Genomic DNA, 21,487 nt, shown 5'->3' with positions numbered 1-21,487 from the left:
TCCCGATAGCCCCGCCAATCGCGGCCGGGCCGACAGGGGATGATCCATGCGCGCTCTTTTCATCGGCCTTGCCACAGTGGCCGTGGCCATCGCCGCACCCGCGTCTGCCGCGACGGTGCTGCTGACCTTCGAGAATGCACCCGCGCCGGGCGCCTGCGCGGCGACCAACGGCGGTGTCGCCAGCCAGCAATGCACCGGTACCAACCAGTTCGTCGGCCGGGATTACGGCACGACCGCCGAACTGGCGGTGCTGTTCCAGCCATATGGTTCCGCCGATCTGGCGTTCCGGACCGACGACCGATCGGGCGGGGCGGGCGATCTCGGCACCTATTCGGCCGGCAACAGCGATGCCGCCAGCGGCAATTACGCCGCGATCACCTTCACGCCTACCGCTGGCTATGAAGTCTCGTTCACCAGCCTCAACTATTTCCGTGGCACGGCGACATCTGCGCCGGCCCGGTTCCGGCTGCTCGACGAGAACGACATGGTGGTCTTCACACAGGACACCGGATCGCCCGGCACCACCAATCCGACGCTTGCGATCAACAGCGCCTATTATTCCGGGCCGATCACGCTGGAGTTCGCAAGCTTCAGCGGCATCGTGAGCATCGACGATCTGCTGCTGGACGTGCGCCAGATCGCAACCGCGGTGCCCGAGCCCGCATCCTGGGCGCTGATGATCGGCGGGTTCGGGATGACGGGGGCGGCGCTGCGGCGGCGCGGCCGGCCGCTCGCGCGCGCGACCGCGTGACCCGACCCCGCGGCGCGGCATGCCCGCCAAGGGCTTGATGCCGCGCCGGATCCGCGCGATGCCCGGCCCCGGGATGAAGGGGGGGGAGGACCGGGATGGCGCAGTTCGACGGCAAGGCCGTGCTGGTGACGGGCGCGGGATCGGGGATCGGGGCCGCGATCGCGGCCTTGTTCGTGGAGCGCGGCGCACGCGTGCTGATCGTGGACCGCGATGCCGTCGGCGGCGGCGCGGTGCAGCGCGACCTGGCCACGCAGGGCGAGGTGGCGCTGTTCACCGGCGATATCAGCGATCCCGACACCTGCGATCGCGCGGTGGCGGAGGCGTGCACCCGGTTCGGGCGGCTCGACATCCTCGTCAACAATGCCGGCGGCGGACGGCTGGTGCCGACCGAGACGCTGAGCAACGCGGACTGGCGCGAGATGCAGGCGGGCAACATGGATACCGCTTTCTTCATGTCGCGCGCGGCGCTGCAGCCGATGCTGGCTCAGGGCGCGGGCGCGATCGTCAACATCGCATCGGTGCACGGCCATGTCGGGCTGGCGCGGCACGTGGCCTATGGCGCGGCCAAGGGCGCGGTGGCGAACATGACGCGCGCGATGGCAGTGGAATTCGCCGCGCGCGGCATCCGCATCAACATGGTGAGCCCCGGTGTGATCCGCACGCCCGCGTTCGACAAGGAAGTGGGGGCGGCCAACGAACAGCCGTTCGCCGCCCTGCACCCGATCGGCCGGATCGGCACGCCGCGCGAAGTGGCGCAGGCGGTGTGCTTCCTGGCGAGCGACGAGGCAGGGTTCATCACCGGCACAAACCTGATGGTGGACGGCGGTTTCACGGCGCAGTGAGCGGCGCGGCACTGTCTCCCTGAGTCCCTGATCGGGACAGCATCAGTGTTGTCGGTTTCTTCCAATCGCCAATTCTTTACGGCAGGTTAACCGGCGTTCGAGTTCGTCACTCTGGGAGAATAGCCGTGAAGACACTTGCCTTTGCCGCCGTCGCCGTCGCCGCCCTGATGGGCAGCAGCGCCAACGCCGCGCTGACTGTTTACACCGATGCCGCTTCGTTTGCCGCGGCGACGACCGGCGCCGCCGTCGACAGCTTCGACGATCTGCCGCCCGGCAGCCCGCTCGATGCGTCGCTGACCCGCACCACGGGCGGCTACACCTACACGGTGAGCGATGATTTCAGCGTCCTCTATGGTGCTGGCAGCACCGATGCGTGGTTGTCGAACGACAATAACTCGGGCGTGATCACTTTCGATTCGTTCAGCCCGAACCTGACCGCGATCGGCGCCAACTTCTTCGGCTCCGACGTGTTCGGTGAGTTCACGGCGTCTCCGCTTGGCTTCGCCATCACGGCGACGGACAGCAGCGGTTCGGTGACGCAGCAGCTGTTCGACGCCACCACCAGCAGCTTCGTCGGCTTCACCACCGATTCGCAGCTGGTGTCGCTGAGCATCGTCGCGCTGGCGCCGAGCAACAGCTACTGGGCGACGGTGAACAACCTGACGCTGGCGCAGGTTGCCACCTCGGCCGTGCCCGAGCCGGCTGCCTGGGCGCTGATGATCGGTGGCTTCGGCCTGGTCGGTGGCGCGATGCGTCGCCGCGTGACGAAGGTCGGCTACGCCGCCGCCTGATCGCCGATCGCGGAATTGAAGACGCCGCCGGTCTCGCGATCGGCGGCGTTTTCGTGTCTGGGCCGGATCGAAGCCGATTGGCTTCCTCCGTTCATGTCGAGCGCAGTCGGGACACGTTACGTGACGCCTGCGGCACGTCCCTCGACTTCGCTCGGGACGAACGGATTCATATCAAGGCGTTGAGCTGCCCGTCAGTCGTGCTGATGGCCGAGGCTGGCGGGCAGGGGGACCGGTTGCCCATGTCGCAGCAGGGTGAGGCCAGTGCCGGGAGCAAGCCGGCCGATGCAGGCGATGCCCGTGATCCCTGCGGGCGGGGCGGGGGCGGCGAACAGCAGTTCATAATCATCACCGGCAGTGGCGGCATCGAGCGGATCGAGGCCGAGCTTGCGGGCGTCCGCCGATAGCGGCACTCGATCGAGATCGATCGTGACCGCCAGGCCGCTGGCTTCGGCGATCCGCGCGGCATCGATCAGCAGCCCATCGGACACGTCGCACATCGCGCTGACATGAGGCGCGAGCGCGCTGCCGAGCGCCAGCCGCGGTTCGGGGGTGCGATAGCGGGCGAGGAGGGCGGGCGGCCCATCCATTTCCCCGCGCGCGATCTGCAGGCCAAGACCTGCATCGCCGATCGTGCCCGATACGAACAGCAGATCGCCTGCTTGCCCGCCGCGGCGATCGGGCGCACCGCCCGCGGGTGCGCGGCCAATCGCGGTCAGGCCGAAACAGCGGGTGGGGGCGGAGACGGTATCGCCGCCCAGCAGCGGCACTCGATAGCGGGCGAGGGCCGTCGTGAGGCCATCGGCGAAGGCGGCATCCCAACCGGAATCGGACAGCGTATAGCCCAGCAGTGCGCCGACCGGTTCGGCGCCCTTGGCGGCGAGATCGGACAGGTTGGTGGCGACCAGCTTGTGCGCGACCGTGGCGGGCGGATCGCCGGGCAGGAAATGGACGCCCTCGACGATCATGTCGTGCGTGAGGACGAGATCGCCGAGGATCGCGGCATCGTCCATCAGCCCGCGTGCGCCGGGATGCGTGGCCGCCGCGCGCAGCCGGGCGATGAAGGCGGCTTCCGCGCTGATCATCGGCTACCGGATCGTCACCCCGGCGAACGCCGGGGTCCAGTGTGGCAGGCGTTGGCGCTTTTGGCTCTGGATCCCGGCGTTCGCAGGGATGACGAAGCGGGTGCGGCAGCGCCGCGGGATCACGCCCTGACGGCCTTGGCCACCCCATCGAGCAGGCCGTTGACGAAGCCCTTCTCGCGCTTGGCGTAAAAGGCATCGGCGACGTCGACATATTCGCTGATCACGGTAGCGGCGGGCACATCGGCGCGGGCGATCAGTTCGTAAGTACCGGCACGCAGGATCTGGCGCATCGGCTTGTCGAGCCGTTCGAGCGACCAGCCATCGGCCAGCCGCGCGGCGATGGCGGCATCGATCTCGCCGCAGCGCGCATCCACGCCGCGCACCAGATCGTCGAAGAACGCGATCTCGGCATCGGCATAGGTGACGCCTTCGATCTCCTTGCCGATGCGGTGCTGATGGAATTCATCGAGCAGGCGGGCAAGCGGGGTCGCCTCCATCTCGCGCTGATACAGCGCCTGGACGGCGGCAAGGCGCGCAGCGGATCGCGAGCGCGCGCGTTCGTTGGTCTTGGCGTTGGGCATAGCGGCCATCTAGGGTGCGCCCGCGCAATCGGCAACGGGCTTGAAGGGAGAGGCGGCATGGCCGGCATCGACGACCAGATCATCGAGACGCCGGATGGGCCGATGACCTTTGCCGAATGGAAGAAGAAGAACCCGGTCCAGCTGCCCTCGCGCCGGACCAAGGGCAAGAACCTGCCCAACAAGGTGAAGACGCGGACCGGCGAGTGAGGGGGCTCAGCCCCCCGCGAGGATGCCGGCGCCCAGCAGCAGCAGGATGCGCACATCGATGATGATGCCGGCTGCGCGCTTGTCCGCGACGAAGGCCGCGACCCGATCGAGCGCGATGCGGTGGACGGTGATGTCCTCGCCATCGACGCCGCCGCCGGCGGAGACGCGGGTCAGTCCCTGCGCGCGGACCAAAGTGAAGGTTTCGGAAACCATGCCGGGCGAGGAGGAGAAGCGGCCGAGCGCTTCGACGCGGGCCGGGCGATAGCCGGTCTCCTCCTCCAGCTCGCGCGCGGCGGCGGCCTCGATCGGCTCGCCGGCCATATCGTCCCCGACCAGACCCGCGGGCAGCTCGATCGTGCGCGCCTTCAGCGGCACGCGCCACTGTTCGACCAGCAGGACATGGCCGTCATCGATCGCGAGGATGACCGCGGCCTCGATATCGCGCGCGCGGCCGACATATTCCCAGCTGCCTTCGCGCTTCACGGTGATGAAGCGTCCCTGCCAGACGGTTTCGATCTCCGCGCTCACAGCTCGATCAGCCGATCGGGCAGCTCGTTCGGATCGGTGCCGGTGCGCGGGAATTCGCGGGCGAGCAGCGCGCCGATCGCGGCGATCGCGGCGACCATGCCATCGCCCGGGCGGCCGGCGCGGATCTCGCCCACGAGATCGGCCATCACATCGCCCCAGGCTTCGGCCGGCACGCGCGCGGCGATGCTGGCATCGGCGACGATCTCGGCACGATGCTCGGCCAGCGAGAGATAGAGCAGCACGCCGGTGCGGCTGGCGGTGCGGCGCTCGGCCCCGACCTTGAAGAAGGCGATCGCGGCACGGCGCACGCGGCGTGCCTTGGTGGCGCCGGGGGTGAGCGCCATGCGCAGCGGCATCCAGGCGAGCAGATAGCGCGCGACCAGGAACTTAGCGGTGAGTGTGAACAACAGGATGGTGAGCAGCTGCCACGACGGACGGCCCTGGCCCCAATCCTCGTGCACCAGATCGAGCAGCCAGACGAAATGGCCGGGGGTGGCGGCGATCACCGCCAGCGCCAGCAGCATCACCAGCAGCGCCCACTGATAGCCGACATCATGATAGCTGTCGGACTTGTCGGCGACGATCGTCAAGATCTCGCCATCGGTGGCCGCTTCGGCCGCGGTGACCGCGGCGGTGACGCGGGCATGATCGTCTGCGGTCAGTTTCATCACCAGCTGCCCGATGCCCCGCCGCCGCCGAACGATCCGCCGCCGCCGCCCGAAAAGCCGCCGCCCATCCAGCCGCCGCCGCCCGATGACGAGCCGAACCCGCCGCTGCGGCCGCTGCGGGCGGACGAGCTGAGCACGTCAGCGATGACCGGCCCCCAGACCCAGACATTGCTGCCACCGCGGCGGTGGCGGCGGCCACCCTTGTTGGCCGCGACCATCGCGATGACGATCACCAGGATCACGATCACCCAGAAGATGATCGCGATCGGGCTCGGCGTCTCCGCCCGATCACGCGCCTTGACCGCGGCATCGACCCTGGCCCGCGCCTCGGCATCGGGCAGGCGAAGCTGCGCGATCAGCGCATCGGTGCCGGCCATGATGCCGGCGGGCAGATTGCCGGCGCGGAAGGCGGGCAGGACCTGGCTCTGGATCACGACGCTGGAAAAGGCATCGGTCAGCACCGGCGTGAGGCCATAGCCCACCTCGACCCGCACCTTGCGATCGGCCGGCGCCACGATCAGGATCGCGCCATTGTCGACGCCCTTCAGCCCCACGCCCCAGGCGCGGCCGAGCCGATAGCCATAATCCTCGATTGCATAGCCCTGCAGATCGGGGACGGTGGCGACGATCAGCTGACGGCCGGTATCCTTTTGCAGCGCATCGAGCTTAGCCGTCAGCGCAGCTTCCTGATCGGCGGGCAGGACGTTCGCGGCATCGACGACGAAGCCCGTGAATTTCGGGAAGCTCTGCGCATAGCCGGGCGCCGCCGCGAAAAGCAGCAGCAGCAGCGCGGCAACGGCCCGCAGCAGCGCGAAGGGGCGCGGCAATGCGACGGGCAGGATCACCCCGCCTTCGGTTCGAAGTTGACGGTGGGGGCAGTTTCGGCGCCGGGAGCCGTTGCCTCGAACGTGGCCATCGGCTTGGCGCCGTGGAAGATCTTGGCACCGATCGCATCGGGGAAGGTGCGGATGCGCGTATTATAGGCCTGGACCGCGCCGTTATAATCGCGCCTGGCGATCGCGATCCGGTTCTCGGTGCCCTCGAGCTGCGCCTGCAGCGCGAGGAAATTGGCGTTCGACTTCAGATCGGGATAATTTTCGGTGACGACGAGCAGCCGGCCGAGCGACTGGCTGAGCGCACCTTGCGCCTGTGCGAAACGCTGCATCGCGGCCGGATCGGACAGCTGATCGGCGCTGACGTTGACCGCGGTGGCACGGGCGCGCGCCTCCGTCACCTGGGTCAGCACGCGTTCTTCCTGCGCGGCATAGCCCTTCACGGTGGAGACGAGGTTGGGGATCAGATCGGCGCGGCGCTGATATTCGTTCTGCACATCCGCCCAGCGCGCCTTGGCCGCTTCCTCTGCGGTGGGCACGCTGTTGAGCCCGCACGCCGCCACCGACAGCGCCGCGACCGGCGCCAGCATCCGCAGCTTCATCATCGTCGACCCCCCAAGTTCATCGTCTCGTTGGGCCCCCGATTACGCCAGCCACGGCCCGCCCGCAACGCAGGGCTTGATCTGGATCGATGTGCCGCCATGATGGCGGCGCATTCGACAATGGGGGTTGCACATGCTGAACGAGTTCAAGGCCTTTATCGCGCGCGGCAACGTGCTGGATCTGGCGGTGGCGGTGATCATCGGCGCGGCGTTCGGCAAGATCGTGACATCGCTGACCGACGACATCATCATGCCGCTGATCGGCAAGGTGGCGGGCGGCCTGGATTTCTCCAGCTATTTCGTGCGGCTGGGCGACGTGCCGGCGGACTTCAAGGGATCGGTGACCAGCTATGCCGACCTGAAGGCCGCGGGGGTGCCGCTGATCGGCTATGGCCAGTTCGTGACGGTGGCGGTGCAGTTCCTGATCGTGGCTTTCGTGATCTTCCTGATCGTGCGCGCGGTGAACCGGGCGATCCCGAAGCCTGCCGAAGCGCCGGCGGCACCACCGGCAGACCCGGCGGATGTGGTGTTGCTGCGCGAGATCCGCGACGAGCTGCGCGCGCGCAGCGGCGGCACGGTGATCTGAGCGGCGGGCCGCAAAACCGCGCCGCCGGACACTTCCCATTCATCATCAGCGGCCTATATAGGTCGGTGCCGGGTTCGCCCGGCTATGGTGATAAATGGTAGCGTGTAAGGCGCAGCGGACCCGGGGGCAGTACCCGGCGGCTCCACCATCATCGGCGCGTGGCGACCCTAGACGCCCTGCGCCGATCCTGACGGGGCCGAACCAGGATCGACGTGCGGACGAGCATTCTATTTTTGCCCGGCCTGATTGAGCCGTTAAACCGATCAAAACCACAAGTGCCAACGATAACGAGGCGCTCGCGATTGCCGCGTAATCAAGGCCTAACGGCTTAGATTACAAGGCTTGAACGCGGTTCGGGCCGAACCGGGCAACAGAATCGGATTCCAGCGGCACGGGGGGCGCCGGGCAACAGAAGCTCCCCACTTTTTCCTATCGCAACGGCCGCTGTCGTTGCCGCGCAGAAACGGTTCGTCGCAATTCGCGGAACCTTCGGCGCATCCCGCAGCTTGTCACCCCCACGCACCGGTCCGCCGGGCGTAAACAGACAGGGACGACAAGATCATGAAGAAGCTGATGACCGCCGCCGCGCTGAGCGGCCTGATGGCGCTGGCTGCTTGCGGCGGCAATGGCGACGACAAGCTGGGCGACCAGGTCGAGCAGAGCTACGACAACAAGGCCGACGCGCTCGACGCCGCGGCCGACAATGTCGTCGATGGATCGGCCACCGAGGACGCGCTCGAGAACCAGGCCGATGCGCTGCGCGAGGAAGGCGCGCGCAAGGAAGAGGCGATCGACGAGAGCGACGTAAACGCCGAGGGTATGAGCGGCGAGCAGAAGGCGGCGGTCGCCAACTCGATGTAAGTCGGACGGCCGGTTCAGGCCGGCCGGAGACGATGCGAGAGGGGCTCGGGCAACCGGGCCCCTTTTTCGTTGGTGGTATTCAATTCCTCCCCCGGCGAGGGAGGATCTAGGATGCGGCCTTGGCGGCGCGGCAGCGGTCCGAGCAATATTTCACCTGATCCCAGTCGCGCGTCCATTTCTTGCGCCAGGCGAACGGGCGCTGGCAGCTTGCGCAGATCTTGGTGGGCAGAGTGAGCTTCTTGTGCGCCATGCGCGGCCAACGTGCGGCAGGCGATTTGGTGGCTCGTGACAGCCCTCATTCGTCGCCCCTGCGTTGGCAGGGGCGACGGGAAGGGTAAGGCTGCCGTCACGCGCACAAAAAAAGGGGCTCCGCAGAGCCCCTTTTCCGTGATCGCCGGTGGACCGATCAGTCGTCGTTGCGGGTCAGGAAGGCCGGGGCGAAATCGGGCGCGGGGCCGTCATCCTTGCCGCCTTCGCTGCGCTCGCGACGCGGGCCGCGATCGCCGCGGTCACCGCCGTCGCGACGCGGACCACGATCGCGATCGCCGCCTTCGCGGCGCGGGCCACGATCGCCGTCACGGCGCGGGCCGCGATCACGATCGCCGCGCGGACGATCGCCGCCTTCACGCGCCTCGCGCGGCGGGCGGGTATCTTCCAGCTCGGCGCCGGTTTCCTGATCGACGACACGCATCGACAGGCGGACCTTGCCGCGCTGATCGACCTCGAGCACCTTGACCTTCACGTCCTGGCCTTCGGACACGACGTCCTTCGGGCTGGCGACGCGCTCGTTCTTCATCTCGGAGACGTGGACGAGACCGTCCTTGCCGCCCATGAAGTTCACGAAGGCGCCGAAATCGACGATGTTCACGACCTTGCCGTCGTAGATCTTGCCGATCTCGGGCTCCATCGTGATGCCTTCGATCCACTTGCGCGCGGCGGCGATCTTTTCCGGATCCGACGACGAGATCTTGACGGTGCCGTCATCCTCGATGTCGACCTTGGCGCCGGTGGTGGCGACGATCTCGCGGATCACCTTGCCGCCGGTGCCGATCACTTCGCGGATCTTGTCCTTGGGCACGCTCATCGTCTCGATGCGCGGGGCGTGGGCCGACAGTTCGGTGCGGGTGCTGTCGAGCGCCTTGGCCATCTCGCCCAGGATGTGGGCGCGACCTTCCTTGGCCTGCGCCAGCGCGACCTTCATGATCTCCTCGGTGATGCCGGCGATCTTGATGTCCATCTGCAGGCTGGTGATGCCTTCCGACGTGCCAGCCACCTTGAAGTCCATGTCGCCGAGATGATCCTCGTCGCCCAGGATGTCGGAGATGACGGCGAAGTCATCGCCCTCCAGGATCAGGCCCATCGCGATGCCCGACACCGGACGCGCCAGCGGCACGCCCGCATCCATCATCGACAGCGAACCGCCGCAGACCGTGGCCATCGACGACGAGCCGTTGGACTCGGTAATGTCGCTGAGCACGCGGATCGTGTAGGGGAACTCCTCCTTCGACGGCAGCACCGGGTGCAGCGCGCGCCAGGCGAGCTTGCCGTGGCCGACTTCGCGGCGGCCCGGCGCGCCGAAGCGGCCGACTTCGCCGACCGAATAGGGCGGGAAGTTGTAGTGGAGCATGAAGCGCTCGTACGACAGGCCGTTCAGCCCATCGATCATCTGCTCCGCATCGGCGGTGCCGAGCGTGGTCGAGCAGATCGCCTGCGTCTCGCCGCGGGTGAACAGCGCCGAGCCGTGCGCGCGCGGCAGGAAGTGGACCATCGCCTCGATCGGGCGGACCGTCTTGGTGTCGCGACCGTCGATGCGGCGGCCTTCCTTCAGGATCGCGGTACGGACGATCTCGGCTTCCACCTTCTTGCCGAGCTTGGCGGCCTTCAGGCGGGTTTCGGCGTCGGCATCCTTGAAATGCTCGTGCAGCGCCTTCTTCGCCTCGGCGATGGCGGCGACGCGATCGGCCTTGCCGGTATTCTTGTAGGCGGCGGTCAGGCCATCGCCCAGCAGCGCCTTGACCTTGCCCTTGAGCTCGCTCTCGTCGAGGCTCGGCAGCTCCCACGGATCCTTGGCGGCTTTCTCTGCCAAGCCGATGATGCCCTTGACGACCTGCTTCGACGCTTCGTGCGCGAACACGACGGCGCCGAGCATGACTTCCTCCGAAAGCTCCTTGGCTTCGGATTCGACCATCATCACCGCATCATGGGTGGCGGCGACGACCAGATCGAGATCCCCGGCCTTCACCTGCTCCAGGGTCGGGTTCAGCACATATTCGCCGTCGACATAGCCGACGCGGGCGGCACCGATCGGGCCCATGAACGGCACGCCGGAAATGGTGAGCGCGGCCGACGCGGCAACCATCGCCAGGATGTCGGGCTCGTTCTCGCCGTCATAGCTCAGCACCTGGGCGATGACGTTGATCTCGTTGTAGAAGCCTTCCGGGAACAGCGGACGGATCGGGCGATCGATCAGGCGGCTGGTGAGCGTTTCCTTCTCGGTGGCGCCACGCTCACGCTTGAAGAAGCCGCCGGGAATGCGGCCGGCCGCCGAATATTTTTCCTGATAGTGGACGGTGAGCGGGAAGAAATCCTGCCCGTCCTTGACCGAGCGCGCGGCCGTGACGGCGCACAGCACGACGGTTTCGCCGAGCGTGGCAATCACCGCGCCATCGGCCTGGCGGGCAACGCGGCCCGTTTCCAGCGTCAGCGTCTTGCCGCCCCACTGGATTTCCTGCTTCTTGATATCGAACATCTGGTTTCCTTGTCTCCGCACGCCCGATGCGTGCGGGGCCTATAGGAGGCGCTGCCTGCGCCTCTTGGTCGAGCCGGTAGCGGCTCGTTGGGTGGACGACCGGATTGCCTTCCACCCGTCATCCCGGACTCGGAGCCGGGATCCAGCTCCAGCGGCTGGAATGGACGCTTCCGCGTCCGTCACTTGCTGGATCCCGGATCATGTCCGGGATACGAAAAAGGCGCCCGAAAGGGCGCCTTTTCCTACTTGCGAAGACCCAGCTTCGCGATCAGCGCGGCGTAACGATCGCCGTCTTCCTTCTTGAGATAGGCCAGCAGCGAACGCCGCTTGTTGACCATCATCAGCAGACCGCGGCGCGAGTGATTGTCCTTCGCGTGGGTCTTGAAATGCTCGGTGAGGTTGGCGATGCGCTCCGTCAGGATCGCGATCTGCACCTCGGGGCTGCCGGTATCGCCATCGGCGCGGGCATTGTCCTTGATCAGCGCTTCCTTGCGCTCTGCAGTAATCGTCATCAATCTTCCTTCGCGACATCGGCCATGTTGAAGCCGCGCACGACCCGGATGACGGGCCCCGATACCTCTACCAGCGCGACGGGAACGGACCCTTCGATCGCCAATGCGAGGCCGGACGTGGCAGCAGTCCCGATCGCCGTCTGCCCCTGGCGGAGCAGCCTTGCCTGATCGGGGGTGAGGGCCAGAACCGGGATGTCGTCCAGTCCCGCCGTCAGCGGCAAGAGCGCTTCTTCAAGCCGGCGCGCCCTAGCAAGTTCAGCCAGTTTGTCCAGCGAAATCGCCTGCGCCAGCCCGAACGGGCCGGCTTTCGTGCGGCGGAGCATGGTGACATGGCCGACCGTGCCGCAGGCGGCCGCGATGTCGCGCGCGAGGCTGCGGATATAGGTGCCTTTCGAGACGCGGGCGGCGAATGTGGCTGAATCCGAGGTCGTCTCGAGCAGATCGAGCGCGTGAATCGTCACCGCCCGCATCTTCATTTCCACCGTCTCGCCGGCGCGGGCGCGATCATAGGCGCGCTGGCCATCGACCTTGATCGCGGAGTAGGCGGGCGGCACCTGTTCGGTCGGACCGGTGAAGCGGGCGAGGACGGCGGCGACAGCATCGGCCGAGGGCAGATGCGGGTCGATCGCGACGACCTTGCCTTCGAGATCGAGTGTGTCGGTCTCCGCCCCGAAGCGGACGGTGAAGTCATAGGCCTTGTCGGCATCGAGCATGCGGCCGCTGAGCTTGGTGGCCTCGCCCAGCGCGATCGGCAGCACGCCGGACGCGAGCGGATCGAGCGTGCCGCCATGGCCCACCTTGGCCTTCGCATAGCCGCCTTCGCGCAGCGCGCGCTTGACCGCGGATACGCACGGCGTGGAGCCGATGCCGATCGGCTTGTCGAGGATGATCCAGCCGTTCATCCGTGGCGCCCGCGCCAGTCACCGATCAGCAGCGAGAAGAGGGCGGTATCGCGGACATGGCCCGTCCAGGTGATCCGTTCCTGCCGCATCACGCCTTCCTTGACGCAGCCGAGCTTCAGCACCGCGGCCTGCGAACGGCCATTGCGTTCGTCGACGCGGAATTCGATGCGGCGGATGCCGGCGGCAAAGGCGTGGTCGATCATCAGCCGCTTGACGCGATCGTTGAGCCCGGTGCCGCGCGCGGCGGGCAGGATATAGCTGTTGCCGATCTCGACGATGCCCTTCCACAGATCGGGCACGATATAGGCGGTCATGCCGACCACGACGCCGTCCTCCCGGATGGCGAAGGGCAGGCGTAGCGGATCGGCGAGCAGCTTATCGAACTGGGTGTCGAACGCGGGGCCGGACCAGTCTGTGGGATAAAGCGGCCAGATCGCCTCGTCGGCGCCGGTGGCGGCGCGCAATGGTTCGCGATCGGCCGGCAGCAGCGGATCGAGCCGGGTGTCGGCCTCGGCCAGGGCGACGTGCAGCGCATCCCTCATGCGTCGATCCGTTCCATGAAGTGGCGGCGGCACAGCGCGACATAGCGATCATTGCCGCCGACTTCGGTCTGCGCGCCTTCGCGGACCGCGCGGCCGGCGGCATCGACGCGCAGGTTCATCGTGGCCTTGCGCCCGCATTCGCAGATCGCCTTGATCTCGGTCAGCGTGTCCGCCAGCGCCAGCAGCGCGGCCGAGCCTTCGAACAGCCGGCCCTGGAAATCGGTGCGCAGGCCATAGGCGAGAACGGGGAGGCCCTGCCGATCGCAGATGGCGGCGAGCTGGCGGACCTGATGCTCGCCGAGCCACTGCGCTTCATCGACCAGCACGCAGTGGAGCGGGGCTTCCGCGCGGCGTCGCTCGACCGCGGCGTAGAGATCGGTCTCGCGGCCGAAGACCGATGCCTCCGCCTCCAGCCCGATCCGCGAGGTGATCCGCCCGACCGCATAGCGATCGTCGACCGCGCTGGTCCACAGCATCGTCGCCATGCCGCGTTCGCGATAGTTGAAGCTCGACTGCAGCAGGATCGTCGATTTGCCCGCGTTCATCGAGGCGTAGTAGAAATAGAGCTTGGCCATGGCGCGCCGCCTTCCCACGACGCGCCAGCTGGATCAACGGGAGAGGGACATGCGGAGTGCAATCCCGATCGGGCTCGTACTGGCATTGATATCGTGCGACACCGCCGAGCCGCCCGCTCAGCCGCCCCGGGCGACCGCGGTGCGCGACCGGGTCCGCGCGATGACGCCGGGCGCGCGCAATGCCGTGTTCGTGCGCGCGATCCGCGATGCGGGTCAGACGTGCCAGTTTGTCGCCAACTCCGGCTATCAGCGCGAGCAGGCGGGCCTGTCGCTCTGGGTGGCGGACTGTGGCGGCGACGGTATTTGGGCGATCTATATCGGCGAGACCGGCGGCGCGCAGGTGGCCCGCTGTTCGGTGGGGAGCGATGGCCGGCCGAGGTGCGGAGCGGCGGGCTAGCCGGGCTCAGTCCAGATCCCGCGCCACCTTTGGATCGCGCAGCAGGCGATCGATGTGGCTGCCTTCGTCGAAGCTCTCGTCGATCAGGAATTTGAGCTTCGCGGCATATTTGAGGTTCACGCGGCGCGCGACTTCGCTCTGCAGATAGGCGGTGTTGGTGCGCAGCGCCTTGAGCACGCCTTCCTCCTCCTCGCCCAGCAATGGCTTCACGAACACGGTGGCGTGGCGCAGGTCCGGCGACATGCGGACTTCGGTGACGGAGACGAGATGGCTGGCGAGCGTGTCGTCATGCACGTCGCCGCGCATCAGCACCTCGCTCAGCGCGTGGCGCACCTGTTCGCCCACGCGCAGCGTGCGGACGGAGCGGCCCTCGGCGGTTTCCTTCTGGCGCATCTGCGCTCCCAACAGCCTGTCACCCCGGCACGAGCCGGGGCCACTCGTGGCCGGGGATCCCTCGGCCAGCGGAGATGCCAGCCTGCGCCGGCATGACGATCCTCGTTACAGCGTGCGCGCGCGTTCCTCGACCTCGAACGTCTCGAGATAATCGCCCGGCTTGATGTCGACGAAGTTGTTGCTGAAGGTGACACCGCATTCCAGGCCGGCGCGCACTTCGGCGACATCGTCCTTGAAGCGGCGCAGGCTGGCGATCTCGCCGTTGAAGACGATGACGTCCTCGCGGGTGATGCGCGCCTTGAGCGCCTTGCGGATGAAGCCTTCGGTGACGAGCAGACCGGCCGCCTTGCCGTGCTTGCCCGCCGAGAAGACCTCGCGCACCTCGGCCCGGCCGACGACGGTTTCGAAATATTCGGGGCCGAGCTGGCCCGCCATCGCGGCACGGATCTCGTCGAGCAGATCGTAGATCACGTCATAATATTTCAGCGCGACGCCATCGCGCGTGGCGATCTCGCGCGCCTTGGCATTGGCGCGGACGTTGAAACCGATGATCGGCGCCTTCGAGGCCGCGGCCAGGCTGACGTCGCTCTCGGTAATGCCGCCCACGCCCGAATGCAGGATGCGGACCTGGATGTCGGGCGTCGAGATCTTGTTCAGCGAGCCCACGATCGCCTCGACCGAGCCCTGGGCGTCGGCCTTGACCACCACCGGATATTGCTGGGCCTGCTTCTCGCGCAGCGCGGAGAACATCGATTCCAGCGAGGCGGGCGCACTGGTGGTGCGCTTCTGCTGGATGACGCCGGCGCGATAGGCCGCGACCTCGCGCGCACGCGCTTCGTTCTCGACAACCGACAGCGGATCACCCGCCGACGGCACGCCCGACAGGCCGAGCACCTCGACCGGCACCGACGGGCCGGCAAGCTTCACATTCTTGCCCTTGTCGTCGACCAGCGCGCGGACCTTGCCGCTTTCCGCGCCGACCACGAACACATCGCCGACCTTCAGCGTGCCGCGACGGACGAGGATGGTGGCGACGGCGCCGCGGCCCTTGTCCAGCGTCGCCTCGACCACCGTGCCTTCGGCGGCGCGATCGGGATTGGCGCGCAGCTCCAGCAGTTCAGACTGGAGCAGGATCTTCTCGATCAGCTCGTCCAGCCCGGTCTTCTTGAGCGCGGAGACCTCGACCTCCTGGACGTCGCCGCCCATGCTCTCGACCTGCACGTCATGCTGGAGCAGCGCCTCGCGCACGCGCTGGGCATTGCTGCCCGGCTTGTCCATCTTGTTGATCGCGATGATCATCGGCACGCCTGCGGCGCGGGTATGCGCGATCGCCTCGATCGACTGCGGGCGCAGCCCATCGTCGCCGGCCACCACGATCACCACGATATCGGTGATGTTGGCGCCGCGCGCACGCATGTCGCTGAACGCTTCATGGCCCGGCGTGTCGAGGAAGGTGATCTTCTCGCCGCTGGCCACCTGCACCTGATAGGCGCCGATATGCTGGGTGATGCCGCCCGCTTCGCCCGCGGCGACATCAGTGCCGCGCAGCGCATCGAGCAGGCTGGTCTTGCCGTGATCGACATGGCCCATGATCGTGACGACCGGCGCACGCTGCACCATCGTCTCGTCGGCATCGACGTCGACCGTCGCATCGAGATCGATGTCGCTGTCGGACACGCGCTTGATGTTGTGGCCGAACTCGGTGACGAGCAGCTCTGCGGTATCCTGGTCGATCGTGGCGTTGATCGTGACCGGGCTGCCCATCTTGAACAGCGCCTTCACCAGATCGGCGCCGCGTTCCGCCATGCGGTTGGCGAGCTCGCCGACGGTGATCGTCTCGGGCACCACGACATCGCGGATCTGCTTGGCCTGCGGACCGCCGCCCATCTGGTGGGCACGGCGCTCCTTCTCGCGCGCCCGCTTGAGCGCGGCGAGCGAGCGGGCGCGGGCGCCTTCGTTGCCGTCGTCGAGCGCACGGGTGACGGTGAGCTTGCCCGACTGGCGACGATCGTCGCTCTTGCGATCCCGCGATGCAGGGCGGGCGGGCTCGGGCCGCTTGGGCGCGATCACGGGGGTGAAGCGGCGCGGCGGCGGGAAGCCGGGCTTGCGCTCCTCGGCGGTAGGCTCGGCCGCAGCGGTGGCGGCCGGCTCGGCGGGAGCTTCGGCAGCCGGCGCGGCCGGTGCTGCCGGTGCCTCAACCGGGGCAGGCGCGGGCGCGGGAGCCTCCACGGGGGTCCGCTCGCCAGCTTCCTCGGCGCGGCGATTCTCCTCGGCGCGACGCTTCTCTTCCTCGCTCGCCTCAACGCGGGCGCGATCCTCGCGGCGGCGGGCTTCCTCGAGCGCGGCCATGCGCGCCTCGTCGGCTTCGCGCAGCAGGCGTTCCTGCTGCTCGCGCCGCTCGAGCGGGCTCAGCGCGCGCGGCGCCTGCGCCGGGCGCTGGGGCGGGGCGGCAGGCGCCGGCGCGGGCGCCGCGGCGACGGGGGCCGCAGGCTCGGGCGTGACGGGCGCGGCTTCCTGCACCGGGGCGGCCTCGGCCTCACCCGGCTTGCCGAGCACGCGACGGCGCTTGACCTCCACCACCACGGTGTTGGAGCGGCCATGGCTGAAGCTCTGCTTCACCTTGCCGGTCTCGACGGTCCGCTTCAGGCCCAGCGGCGCGCGCATCCCCAGCTTCGGCTTGTCGTTATCGCTCATACGGTCGTCGAAACCCTCACTTTGTCAGCGCCGATGGGCCTTGCGATGCGTTATCGCAAGGCTCGGAGCCTTCCTGTCGTCCAATAAAGCCGCGCCACCGGCCGAGTGTCCGCGCGACGCGCGCGGCGGCAGCCGGCGCGATCAGCGCGGCATGTACCACATTTTCGCGTCCCAAGGCCAACGACAATGTGGTGCGGTCCGCCGGGATTACGAGTCCCCGCGCGCCCGAACCCTCTTCGTCCAGCCCCACGCGCAGCGCCTGATCGAGCTTGCGGTTGCCATCGGCGCTGGCATCGGCGGCGTGCAGCAGCAGCGCGACCTGGCCCTTGCGGGCATGATCGACGATCCGGTCGCTGCCGGTGACGAGCGTGCCCGCCTTGGCCTCCATCCCCAACCGGTCGAGCGCATCACGCGCCAGCGCGGCTTCCACCCGATCGGGCAGGTCGGCGGGCACGGTGACGTCGCCGGTCTTGAAGGCGCGGGCCAGCGCGGCGCGCAGCTTGCCCTTGGCCAGCGCCGCGGCGAGCGCGGGCTTGTCCACCCCGATCCAGGCGCCGCGGCCGGGCGCGCGGGCGCGCACGTCGGGCGCGACCTGCCCATCGGGGCCGAGCGCGAGCCGGATCAGATCCGCACGCTCGCCATGCGCGCCGGTCAGGATGCAGCGGCGTTCGGGCACGTGGCGCTTGGGCCGGTCCCTGCCTTCGCCGTTCGTGTCGAGCGCAGTCGAGACACGCTGCGCGCCATCAGCGGCGGGCGCAGCGTCCCCCGACTTCGCCCGGGACGAACGGTCGTTGTCGGATGCTATCCGATCGAGGCGATCATTGTCCGCCATCCGCAGGAGCGTCCTCCTGCACTTCGTCGTCGAACCAGCCGGCGGCCTGGCGGGCGGCCATGATGATCTCCTGGCCCTGCTCCATCGACAGACCATATTCGCCGAGCACGCCGCCCTTGTCGACCGGGCGCGGCTTGGCGGGGCCGGTCGTCTCGGCGCGGCGGCGCGGTTCCTGGCGCTTCTTCTCGATCAGCTCGTCCGTGGCGAGATCGCCAAGATCGTCGAGCGTCTTGATGCCCGCCTTGCCGAGCGTGACCAGCATCGCTTCGGTGAGATAAGGCATTTCGGCCAGCGCATCGTCGACGCCCAGCGCCTGGCGCGCCTCGCGATTGGCCTGCTCCTTGCGGTCGAGCGCTTCCTGCGCGCGGCTCTGCAGCTCGGCCGCCAGCTCCTCGTCGAAGCCCTCGATCGAGGCGATCTCGTCGGCCTCGACATAGGCGACTTCCTCGAGGCTGCCGAAGCCTTCGGCCACCAGCAGCTGGGCGAGCGTCTCGTCCACATCGAGCTCGTTCTGGAACAGCTCGCTGTTCTGGACGAACTCGCGCTGGCGCTTCTCGGAGGCGTCGGCCTCGGTCAGGATGTCGATCGCGGAGCCGGTGAGCTGGCTGGCGAGGCGGACATTCTGGCCACGACGGCCGATGGCGAGCGACAGCTGATCGTCGGGCACGACGACCTCGATCCGGCTCTCCTCCTCGTCGATCACCACGCGGGCGACATGCGCGGGCTGCAGCGCGTTGACGACGAAGGTGGCGGTATCGGGCGACCAGGGGATGATGTCGATCTTCTCGCCCTGCATTTCCTGCACCACCGCCTGCACGCGGCTGCCCTTCATGCCGACGCAGGCGCCGACCGGATCGATCGAGCCGTCATGGCTGATCACGCCGATCTTGGCGCGGCTGCCGGGATCGCGCGCGGCGGCCTTGATCTCGATCACGCCGTCATAGATTTCGGGCACTTCCTGCGCGAACAGCTTCTTCATGAAATCGGGGTGCGCGCGGCTGAGGAAGATCTGCGGCCCGCGATTTTCGCGGCGCACGTTCAGGATCAGCGAGCGGATGCGATCGCCGACACGGACGACTTCGCGCGGGATCTGCTGATCGCGGCGGATCACGCCTTCGGCGCGGCCGAGATCGACAACGACATGGCCGAATTCGACGCGCTTGACGACGCCGGTGATCAGCTCGCCCGCACGGTCCTTGAACTCCTCATGCTGGCGCTCGCGCTCGGCATCGCGGACCTTCTGGAAGATCACCTGCTTGGCGGCCTGCGCGGCGATGCGGCCGAATTCGATATTGGGCAGCGGATCGACGATGAAGTCGCCGACGGCGGCGCCCTTCTCCAGCTTCTGCGCATCGGCGACCGAGACCTGCTTGAAATAGTCCTCGACCTGCTCGACCACCTCGACCACGCGCCACAGCCGCATGTCGCCCTGCTTGGTATCGATCTTGGCGCGGATGTCGTTCTCGGCACCGTAGCGCGCACGGGCGGCGCGCTGGATCGCGTCTTCCATCGCCTCGATCACGATCTCGCGATCGATCAGCTTTTCCTTGGCCACCGCATCGGCGATGGCGAGCAGCTCGGCCTTGTTGGCGGAAATGGCGGTGGCCATCGCTTGTCCTATCCTTCTTGCGTAAGGTCGTTCGCGCCTTCGAGCGGCGCTTCGTTTATGAATTCGTCGACGCCCTCGGTCGGCGCTTCTTCGATGAACTCGTCCGCTCCCGCGGACGAGAGGGGCGCAGTCGCCTTCATCAGGGCATCGGTGAGGATGAGCTTGGCGGACTGGATCGCCGCGAACGGGATCGTCATCTCGGCCGACTTTTCCGGCTGGACGACGACAGCATCGCCCGCGACGCCGATCAGCCGCGCATCAAACTGCTTGCGACCATCGATCTTCTCGACCAGCTTGATGCGCGCATCGAACCCGGCCCAATCCTCGAAATCGGCGAGCCGGGTGAGCGGCCGATCGATGCCGGGAGAAGACACCTCGAGCCGGTATGCTTCCTCGATCGGATCATTGGCATCGAGCACATCGGAGATGCGGCGCGAGAGCGCCTCGCAATCGGCGATGTCGAGCTGGCGCGTGTCCGGCCGCTCGGCCATCACCTGCAACGTGGGATCGGACTTGCCGCCGAACATCTGCACGCGCACGAGCGACAGGCCGAGCGCTTCGGCCTCGGGTTCGATCAGGCGCGTCAGTTCGGCGATGTCCGCCATGCAGTCTCCGGATAAGCGGCCTCGGCGCCGGCCCCGGGAGGGACCGACCTCGGCAGTGTTTCCAATGTCGAAGAAGCGCGCCCTATAATCGAGTCGCTGCCGCTGAGCAAGGGCCGCGGATCGGCGCCGTCAGCTGCGCGCGAGCGTCGTTTCTCCGCCGGGCGCGACGAACGCCTCGATCCTGTCCTCCGCCCGGTCGGCGGCGATGTCCGCCACGGTAACTGCTTCCTGCACCCGGCCGGGCTTCACCCCGGGAGCGACGAAGCGGCGCAGGCGCAACGCCGGCTTTTCCACCAGCCACCACGAGGCGATCGCCAGCGACATGATCAGTGTGATCGAGATGCCGAAGTGGATGAACCAGCTATGCGTCCACGTGCCCAGCGCGGCGACCGCCTGCTGGATCGGATAACCATACAGATAGATGCCGTAGGAATAGTCGCCGCTGGCGACGAACCCATTGCGGCGCGGATTGCAGAGCCCGAGATAGCAGGTGACATAAGTGGTCGTGACCACGCTGAAATAGTCGCCACCGCGCACGCACAGCAGGATTGCGGTCGTGAGCGCCGCCGCGATCGCGAGGTTGCGATTCCACGGCACGAGCGCGCGGTAGCGGTAGAAGATCACCCCCCACAGGAACGCGACGACGAGGTTCAGCCCCTGCGACAGGATGATCTTCTCGTAGGCGAGATAGAAGGTCACGAGTTCGAGCGCGCCGATCAGGATGAACAGCGGCCAGCCCTTCTTGTAGAAGGACAGCACGAGGCAGACCGACAGCGCGATATAACAATAGAGTTCGTACGGCAGCGTCCAGAGCTGTCCGTTCACCGTGAACGGGCGTGGGTTCGATTCGAACAGCCCAGGCAGGCGGTACTGAACATGGCCGAGCAGGTTCCAGAAATAGGCGTGGAACTCAGGATCGGCGAAATAGGCGGACAGGGCGACGGTCGTGAAGATCGGTCCGATCACGAAGGCGGACAAGGTGATCTCGACTGCGAGCGCCGGCCAAAGTCGGAGCAGCCGCAGTCCGATGAAGTTTCGCAGATGGGGCGTACGTTCCAGCGAACCCGAAACCAGGAAGCCGGACAGCGCGAAGAACATGGGCAATATCAGTAGGATCGGCCGATGGAATGGGCTTTCCTGAAAGCCTTTCAACCATACCGGATCATTGATCATCGCCCAGGTGTGGACGACCACGACGCTGATCGCGAGCGCGAGCCGCAGATAGTCGAACCCAGCAGGTCGATTATTGGTTTCGGCAAGTCGCTCGCCAAGGGTTTGCCCGCCGAACAGCGCCAACATCGTCTGGTTCCCTCGATTCGATTGACATGGGTTATCGTTGTGCGCT

25 protein-coding genes and 1 other RNA gene are annotated in these 21,487 nt (G+C 67.4%); 8 read left to right on the top strand and 18 right to left on the bottom strand.

The features are described 5' to 3' along the window. Window positions 1-46 precede the first annotated feature (46 nt). The 3 genes from ABC347_RS10485 (at window position 47) to ABC347_RS10475 (ending at window position 2,384) form a co-directional block, all read left to right on the top strand. On the top strand, window positions 47-751 hold the full coding sequence (locus ABC347_RS10485) for a PEPxxWA-CTERM sorting domain-containing protein (protein ID WP_413245674.1): 705 nt from the start codon (window positions 47-49) through the stop codon (window positions 749-751). A 95-nt stretch (window positions 752-846) separates the two neighbouring features. After that, the gene (locus tag ABC347_RS10480; RefSeq protein ID WP_413245673.1) at window positions 847-1,593 is read left to right on the top strand and encodes an SDR family NAD(P)-dependent oxidoreductase; all 747 of its coding nucleotides are present in this window, start codon (window positions 847-849) and stop codon (window positions 1,591-1,593) included. A 125-nt stretch (window positions 1,594-1,718) separates the two neighbouring features. Continuing rightward, complete coding sequence (locus ABC347_RS10475; protein WP_413245672.1) at window positions 1,719-2,384, top strand: PEPxxWA-CTERM sorting domain-containing protein; 666 nt, start codon at window positions 1,719-1,721, stop codon at window positions 2,382-2,384. 191 nt (window positions 2,385-2,575) lie between these two features. Here ABC347_RS10475 and thiL read toward each other — a convergent pair whose 3' ends face one another. Together thiL and nusB are read right to left on the bottom strand one after the other, a co-directional pair. Further along, complete coding sequence (gene thiL / locus ABC347_RS10470; protein ID WP_413245671.1) at window positions 2,576-3,466, bottom strand: thiamine-phosphate kinase; 891 nt, start codon at window positions 3,464-3,466, stop codon at window positions 2,576-2,578. 119 nt (window positions 3,467-3,585) lie between these two features. Continuing rightward, window positions 3,586-4,047, bottom strand: coding sequence for a transcription antitermination factor NusB (nusB, locus tag ABC347_RS10465; protein WP_413245670.1), 462 nt, complete (start codon window positions 4,045-4,047; stop codon window positions 3,586-3,588). A 57-nt stretch (window positions 4,048-4,104) separates the two neighbouring features. Between nusB and ABC347_RS10460 the strand changes: the two genes are divergently transcribed. Beyond that, window positions 4,105-4,254: a hypothetical protein gene (locus tag ABC347_RS10460; RefSeq protein ID WP_413245669.1), complete on the top strand. Its 150-nt coding sequence runs from the start codon at window positions 4,105-4,107 to the stop codon at window positions 4,252-4,254. A gap of 6 nt (window positions 4,255-4,260) precedes the next feature. On the opposite strand, the gene ABC347_RS10455 is transcribed toward ABC347_RS10460, so the two are convergent. Genes ABC347_RS10455 through ABC347_RS10440 form a run of 4 tightly spaced genes read right to left on the bottom strand, consistent with a single transcriptional unit; the run spans window position 4,261 to window position 6,888 of the window. After that, a complete protein-coding gene (locus ABC347_RS10455) occupies window positions 4,261-4,782 on the bottom strand; it encodes an NUDIX hydrolase (RefSeq protein ID WP_413245668.1) in 522 nt (173 codons plus the stop codon). Then, window positions 4,779-5,450 carry a TPM domain-containing protein gene (locus ABC347_RS10450; protein WP_413247037.1) on the bottom strand — a complete coding sequence of 224 codons (672 nt, stop codon included), beginning with the start codon at window positions 5,448-5,450 and terminating at the stop codon, window positions 4,779-4,781. Before ABC347_RS10450 ends, ABC347_RS10455 begins: the two co-directional genes overlap by 4 nt. Beyond that, window positions 5,450-6,295 carry a TPM domain-containing protein gene (locus tag ABC347_RS10445; RefSeq protein ID WP_413245667.1) on the bottom strand — a complete coding sequence of 282 codons (846 nt, stop codon included), beginning with the start codon at window positions 6,293-6,295 and terminating at the stop codon, window positions 5,450-5,452. Before ABC347_RS10445 ends, ABC347_RS10450 begins: the two co-directional genes overlap by 1 nt. Continuing rightward, window positions 6,292-6,888: a LemA family protein gene (locus ABC347_RS10440; protein WP_413245666.1), complete on the bottom strand. Its 597-nt coding sequence runs from the start codon at window positions 6,886-6,888 to the stop codon at window positions 6,292-6,294. The genes ABC347_RS10445 and ABC347_RS10440 overlap by 4 nt, the downstream gene beginning before the upstream one ends. A 130-nt stretch (window positions 6,889-7,018) precedes the next feature. Between ABC347_RS10440 and mscL the strand changes: the two genes are divergently transcribed. The 3 genes from mscL to ABC347_RS10425 all read left to right on the top strand — a co-directional run bounded on the left by mscL (window position 7,019) and on the right by ABC347_RS10425 (window position 8,332). Next, on the top strand, window positions 7,019-7,471 hold the full coding sequence (gene mscL / locus ABC347_RS10435; RefSeq protein ID WP_413245665.1) for a large conductance mechanosensitive channel protein MscL: 453 nt from the start codon (window positions 7,019-7,021) through the stop codon (window positions 7,469-7,471). Between the two features lie 28 nt (window positions 7,472-7,499). After that, window positions 7,500-7,856, top strand: a transfer-messenger RNA (tmRNA) gene (gene ssrA, locus ABC347_RS10430). Window positions 7,857-8,032: 176 nt separating this feature from the next. Next, complete coding sequence (locus ABC347_RS10425; RefSeq protein WP_413245664.1) at window positions 8,033-8,332, top strand: hypothetical protein; 300 nt, start codon at window positions 8,033-8,035, stop codon at window positions 8,330-8,332. Window positions 8,333-8,438: 106 nt separating this feature from the next. Here the strand turns inward: ABC347_RS10425 and ABC347_RS10420 are convergent, their stop codons facing one another. The 6 genes from ABC347_RS10420 to ABC347_RS10395 form a co-directional block, all read right to left on the bottom strand. After that, entirely contained in the window at window positions 8,439-8,582 is a 144-nt protein-coding gene (locus ABC347_RS10420; RefSeq protein ID WP_413245663.1) for a DUF2256 domain-containing protein, read from the bottom strand. A gap of 156 nt (window positions 8,583-8,738) precedes the next feature. Continuing rightward, window positions 8,739-11,081 (bottom strand): polyribonucleotide nucleotidyltransferase, encoded by a 2,343-nt coding sequence (gene pnp, locus ABC347_RS10415; protein ID WP_413245662.1) that lies wholly within the window; start codon window positions 11,079-11,081, stop codon window positions 8,739-8,741. 242 nt (window positions 11,082-11,323) lie between these two features. Next, a complete protein-coding gene (rpsO, locus tag ABC347_RS10410; protein ID WP_413245661.1) occupies window positions 11,324-11,593 on the bottom strand; it encodes a 30S ribosomal protein S15 in 270 nt (89 codons plus the stop codon). After that, entirely contained in the window at window positions 11,593-12,495 is a 903-nt protein-coding gene (gene truB, locus ABC347_RS10405; RefSeq protein ID WP_413245660.1) for a tRNA pseudouridine(55) synthase TruB, read from the bottom strand. The genes rpsO and truB overlap by 1 nt, the downstream gene beginning before the upstream one ends. After that, a complete protein-coding gene (locus tag ABC347_RS10400; RefSeq protein ID WP_413245659.1) occupies window positions 12,492-13,037 on the bottom strand; it encodes a GNAT family N-acetyltransferase in 546 nt (181 codons plus the stop codon). Before ABC347_RS10400 ends, truB begins: the two co-directional genes overlap by 4 nt. Beyond that, window positions 13,034-13,612, bottom strand: coding sequence for a thymidine kinase (locus tag ABC347_RS10395; protein WP_413245658.1), 579 nt, complete (start codon window positions 13,610-13,612; stop codon window positions 13,034-13,036). The genes ABC347_RS10400 and ABC347_RS10395 overlap by 4 nt, the downstream gene beginning before the upstream one ends. 49 nt (window positions 13,613-13,661) lie before the next feature. Here ABC347_RS10395 and ABC347_RS10390 point away from each other — a divergent pair, with 49 nt between their 5' ends. Continuing rightward, entirely contained in the window at window positions 13,662-14,009 is a 348-nt protein-coding gene (locus ABC347_RS10390; RefSeq protein WP_413245657.1) for a hypothetical protein, read from the top strand. Window positions 14,010-14,015: 6 nt separating this feature from the next. Here the strand turns inward: ABC347_RS10390 and rbfA are convergent, their stop codons facing one another. The 6 genes from rbfA to ABC347_RS10360 all read right to left on the bottom strand — a co-directional run bounded on the left by rbfA (window position 14,016) and on the right by ABC347_RS10360 (window position 21,441). Next, a complete protein-coding gene (rbfA, locus tag ABC347_RS10385; RefSeq protein ID WP_413245656.1) occupies window positions 14,016-14,402 on the bottom strand; it encodes a 30S ribosome-binding factor RbfA in 387 nt (128 codons plus the stop codon). A gap of 105 nt (window positions 14,403-14,507) precedes the next feature. After that, on the bottom strand, window positions 14,508-17,096 hold the full coding sequence (gene infB / locus ABC347_RS10380; RefSeq protein WP_413245655.1) for a translation initiation factor IF-2: 2,589 nt from the start codon (window positions 17,094-17,096) through the stop codon (window positions 14,508-14,510). A gap of 16 nt (window positions 17,097-17,112) precedes the next feature. Next, complete coding sequence (locus ABC347_RS10375; RefSeq protein WP_413247036.1) at window positions 17,113-17,934, bottom strand: DUF448 domain-containing protein; 822 nt, start codon at window positions 17,932-17,934, stop codon at window positions 17,113-17,115. After that, complete coding sequence (nusA, locus tag ABC347_RS10370; RefSeq protein ID WP_413245654.1) at window positions 17,915-19,537, bottom strand: transcription termination factor NusA; 1,623 nt, start codon at window positions 19,535-19,537, stop codon at window positions 17,915-17,917. The genes ABC347_RS10375 and nusA overlap by 20 nt, the downstream gene beginning before the upstream one ends. 8 nt (window positions 19,538-19,545) lie before the next feature. Continuing rightward, the gene (gene rimP, locus ABC347_RS10365; protein ID WP_413245653.1) at window positions 19,546-20,142 is read right to left on the bottom strand and encodes a ribosome maturation protein RimP; all 597 of its coding nucleotides are present in this window, start codon (window positions 20,140-20,142) and stop codon (window positions 19,546-19,548) included. Window positions 20,143-20,271: 129 nt separating this feature from the next. Next, on the bottom strand, window positions 20,272-21,441 hold the full coding sequence (locus ABC347_RS10360; RefSeq protein WP_413245652.1) for an acyltransferase family protein: 1,170 nt from the start codon (window positions 21,439-21,441) through the stop codon (window positions 20,272-20,274). Between the last annotated feature and the right edge of the window lie 46 nt (window positions 21,442-21,487).

The organism is Sphingomonas canaveralia, from assembly GCF_047238125.1.
Classification (GTDB): Bacteria; Pseudomonadota; Alphaproteobacteria; order Sphingomonadales; family Sphingomonadaceae; genus JBDFMH01.
The sequence above is the reverse complement of the archived record's forward strand: the minus strand, read 5'-3'. Positions and strand labels throughout refer to the sequence as shown.

Coding starts and splice junctions, on each gene's coding strand:
- ABC347_RS10390 (WP_413245657.1), top strand. CDS start 13,662: ATGCGGAGTGCAATCCCGATCGGGCTCGTACTGGCATTGATATCGTGC.
- nusA (WP_413245654.1), bottom strand. CDS start 19,537: ATGGCCACCGCCATTTCCGCCAACAAGGCCGAGCTGCTCGCCATCGCC.
- nusB (WP_413245670.1), bottom strand. CDS start 4,047: ATGCCCAACGCCAAGACCAACGAACGCGCGCGCTCGCGATCCGCTGCG.
- ABC347_RS10460 (WP_413245669.1), top strand. CDS start 4,105: ATGGCCGGCATCGACGACCAGATCATCGAGACGCCGGATGGGCCGATG.
- ABC347_RS10425 (WP_413245664.1), top strand. CDS start 8,033: ATGAAGAAGCTGATGACCGCCGCCGCGCTGAGCGGCCTGATGGCGCTG.
- ABC347_RS10440 (WP_413245666.1), bottom strand. CDS start 6,888: ATGATGAAGCTGCGGATGCTGGCGCCGGTCGCGGCGCTGTCGGTGGCG.
- ABC347_RS10400 (WP_413245659.1), bottom strand. CDS start 13,037: ATGAGGGATGCGCTGCACGTCGCCCTGGCCGAGGCCGACACCCGGCTC.
- rimP (WP_413245653.1), bottom strand. CDS start 20,142: ATGGCGGACATCGCCGAACTGACGCGCCTGATCGAACCCGAGGCCGAA.
- rbfA (WP_413245656.1), bottom strand. CDS start 14,402: ATGCGCCAGAAGGAAACCGCCGAGGGCCGCTCCGTCCGCACGCTGCGC.
- pnp (WP_413245662.1), bottom strand. CDS start 11,081: ATGTTCGATATCAAGAAGCAGGAAATCCAGTGGGGCGGCAAGACGCTG.
- ABC347_RS10480 (WP_413245673.1), top strand. CDS start 847: ATGGCGCAGTTCGACGGCAAGGCCGTGCTGGTGACGGGCGCGGGATCG.
- ABC347_RS10420 (WP_413245663.1), bottom strand. CDS start 8,582: ATGGCGCACAAGAAGCTCACTCTGCCCACCAAGATCTGCGCAAGCTGC.
- rpsO (WP_413245661.1), bottom strand. CDS start 11,593: ATGACGATTACTGCAGAGCGCAAGGAAGCGCTGATCAAGGACAATGCC.
- ABC347_RS10360 (WP_413245652.1), bottom strand. CDS start 21,441: ATGTTGGCGCTGTTCGGCGGGCAAACCCTTGGCGAGCGACTTGCCGAA.
- ABC347_RS10395 (WP_413245658.1), bottom strand. CDS start 13,612: ATGGCCAAGCTCTATTTCTACTACGCCTCGATGAACGCGGGCAAATCG.
- infB (WP_413245655.1), bottom strand. CDS start 17,096: ATGAGCGATAACGACAAGCCGAAGCTGGGGATGCGCGCGCCGCTGGGC.
- mscL (WP_413245665.1), top strand. CDS start 7,019: ATGCTGAACGAGTTCAAGGCCTTTATCGCGCGCGGCAACGTGCTGGAT.
- ABC347_RS10485 (WP_413245674.1), top strand. CDS start 47: ATGCGCGCTCTTTTCATCGGCCTTGCCACAGTGGCCGTGGCCATCGCC.
- thiL (WP_413245671.1), bottom strand. CDS start 3,466: ATGATCAGCGCGGAAGCCGCCTTCATCGCCCGGCTGCGCGCGGCGGCC.
- ABC347_RS10450 (WP_413247037.1), bottom strand. CDS start 5,450: ATGAAACTGACCGCAGACGATCATGCCCGCGTCACCGCCGCGGTCACC.
- truB (WP_413245660.1), bottom strand. CDS start 12,495: ATGAACGGCTGGATCATCCTCGACAAGCCGATCGGCATCGGCTCCACG.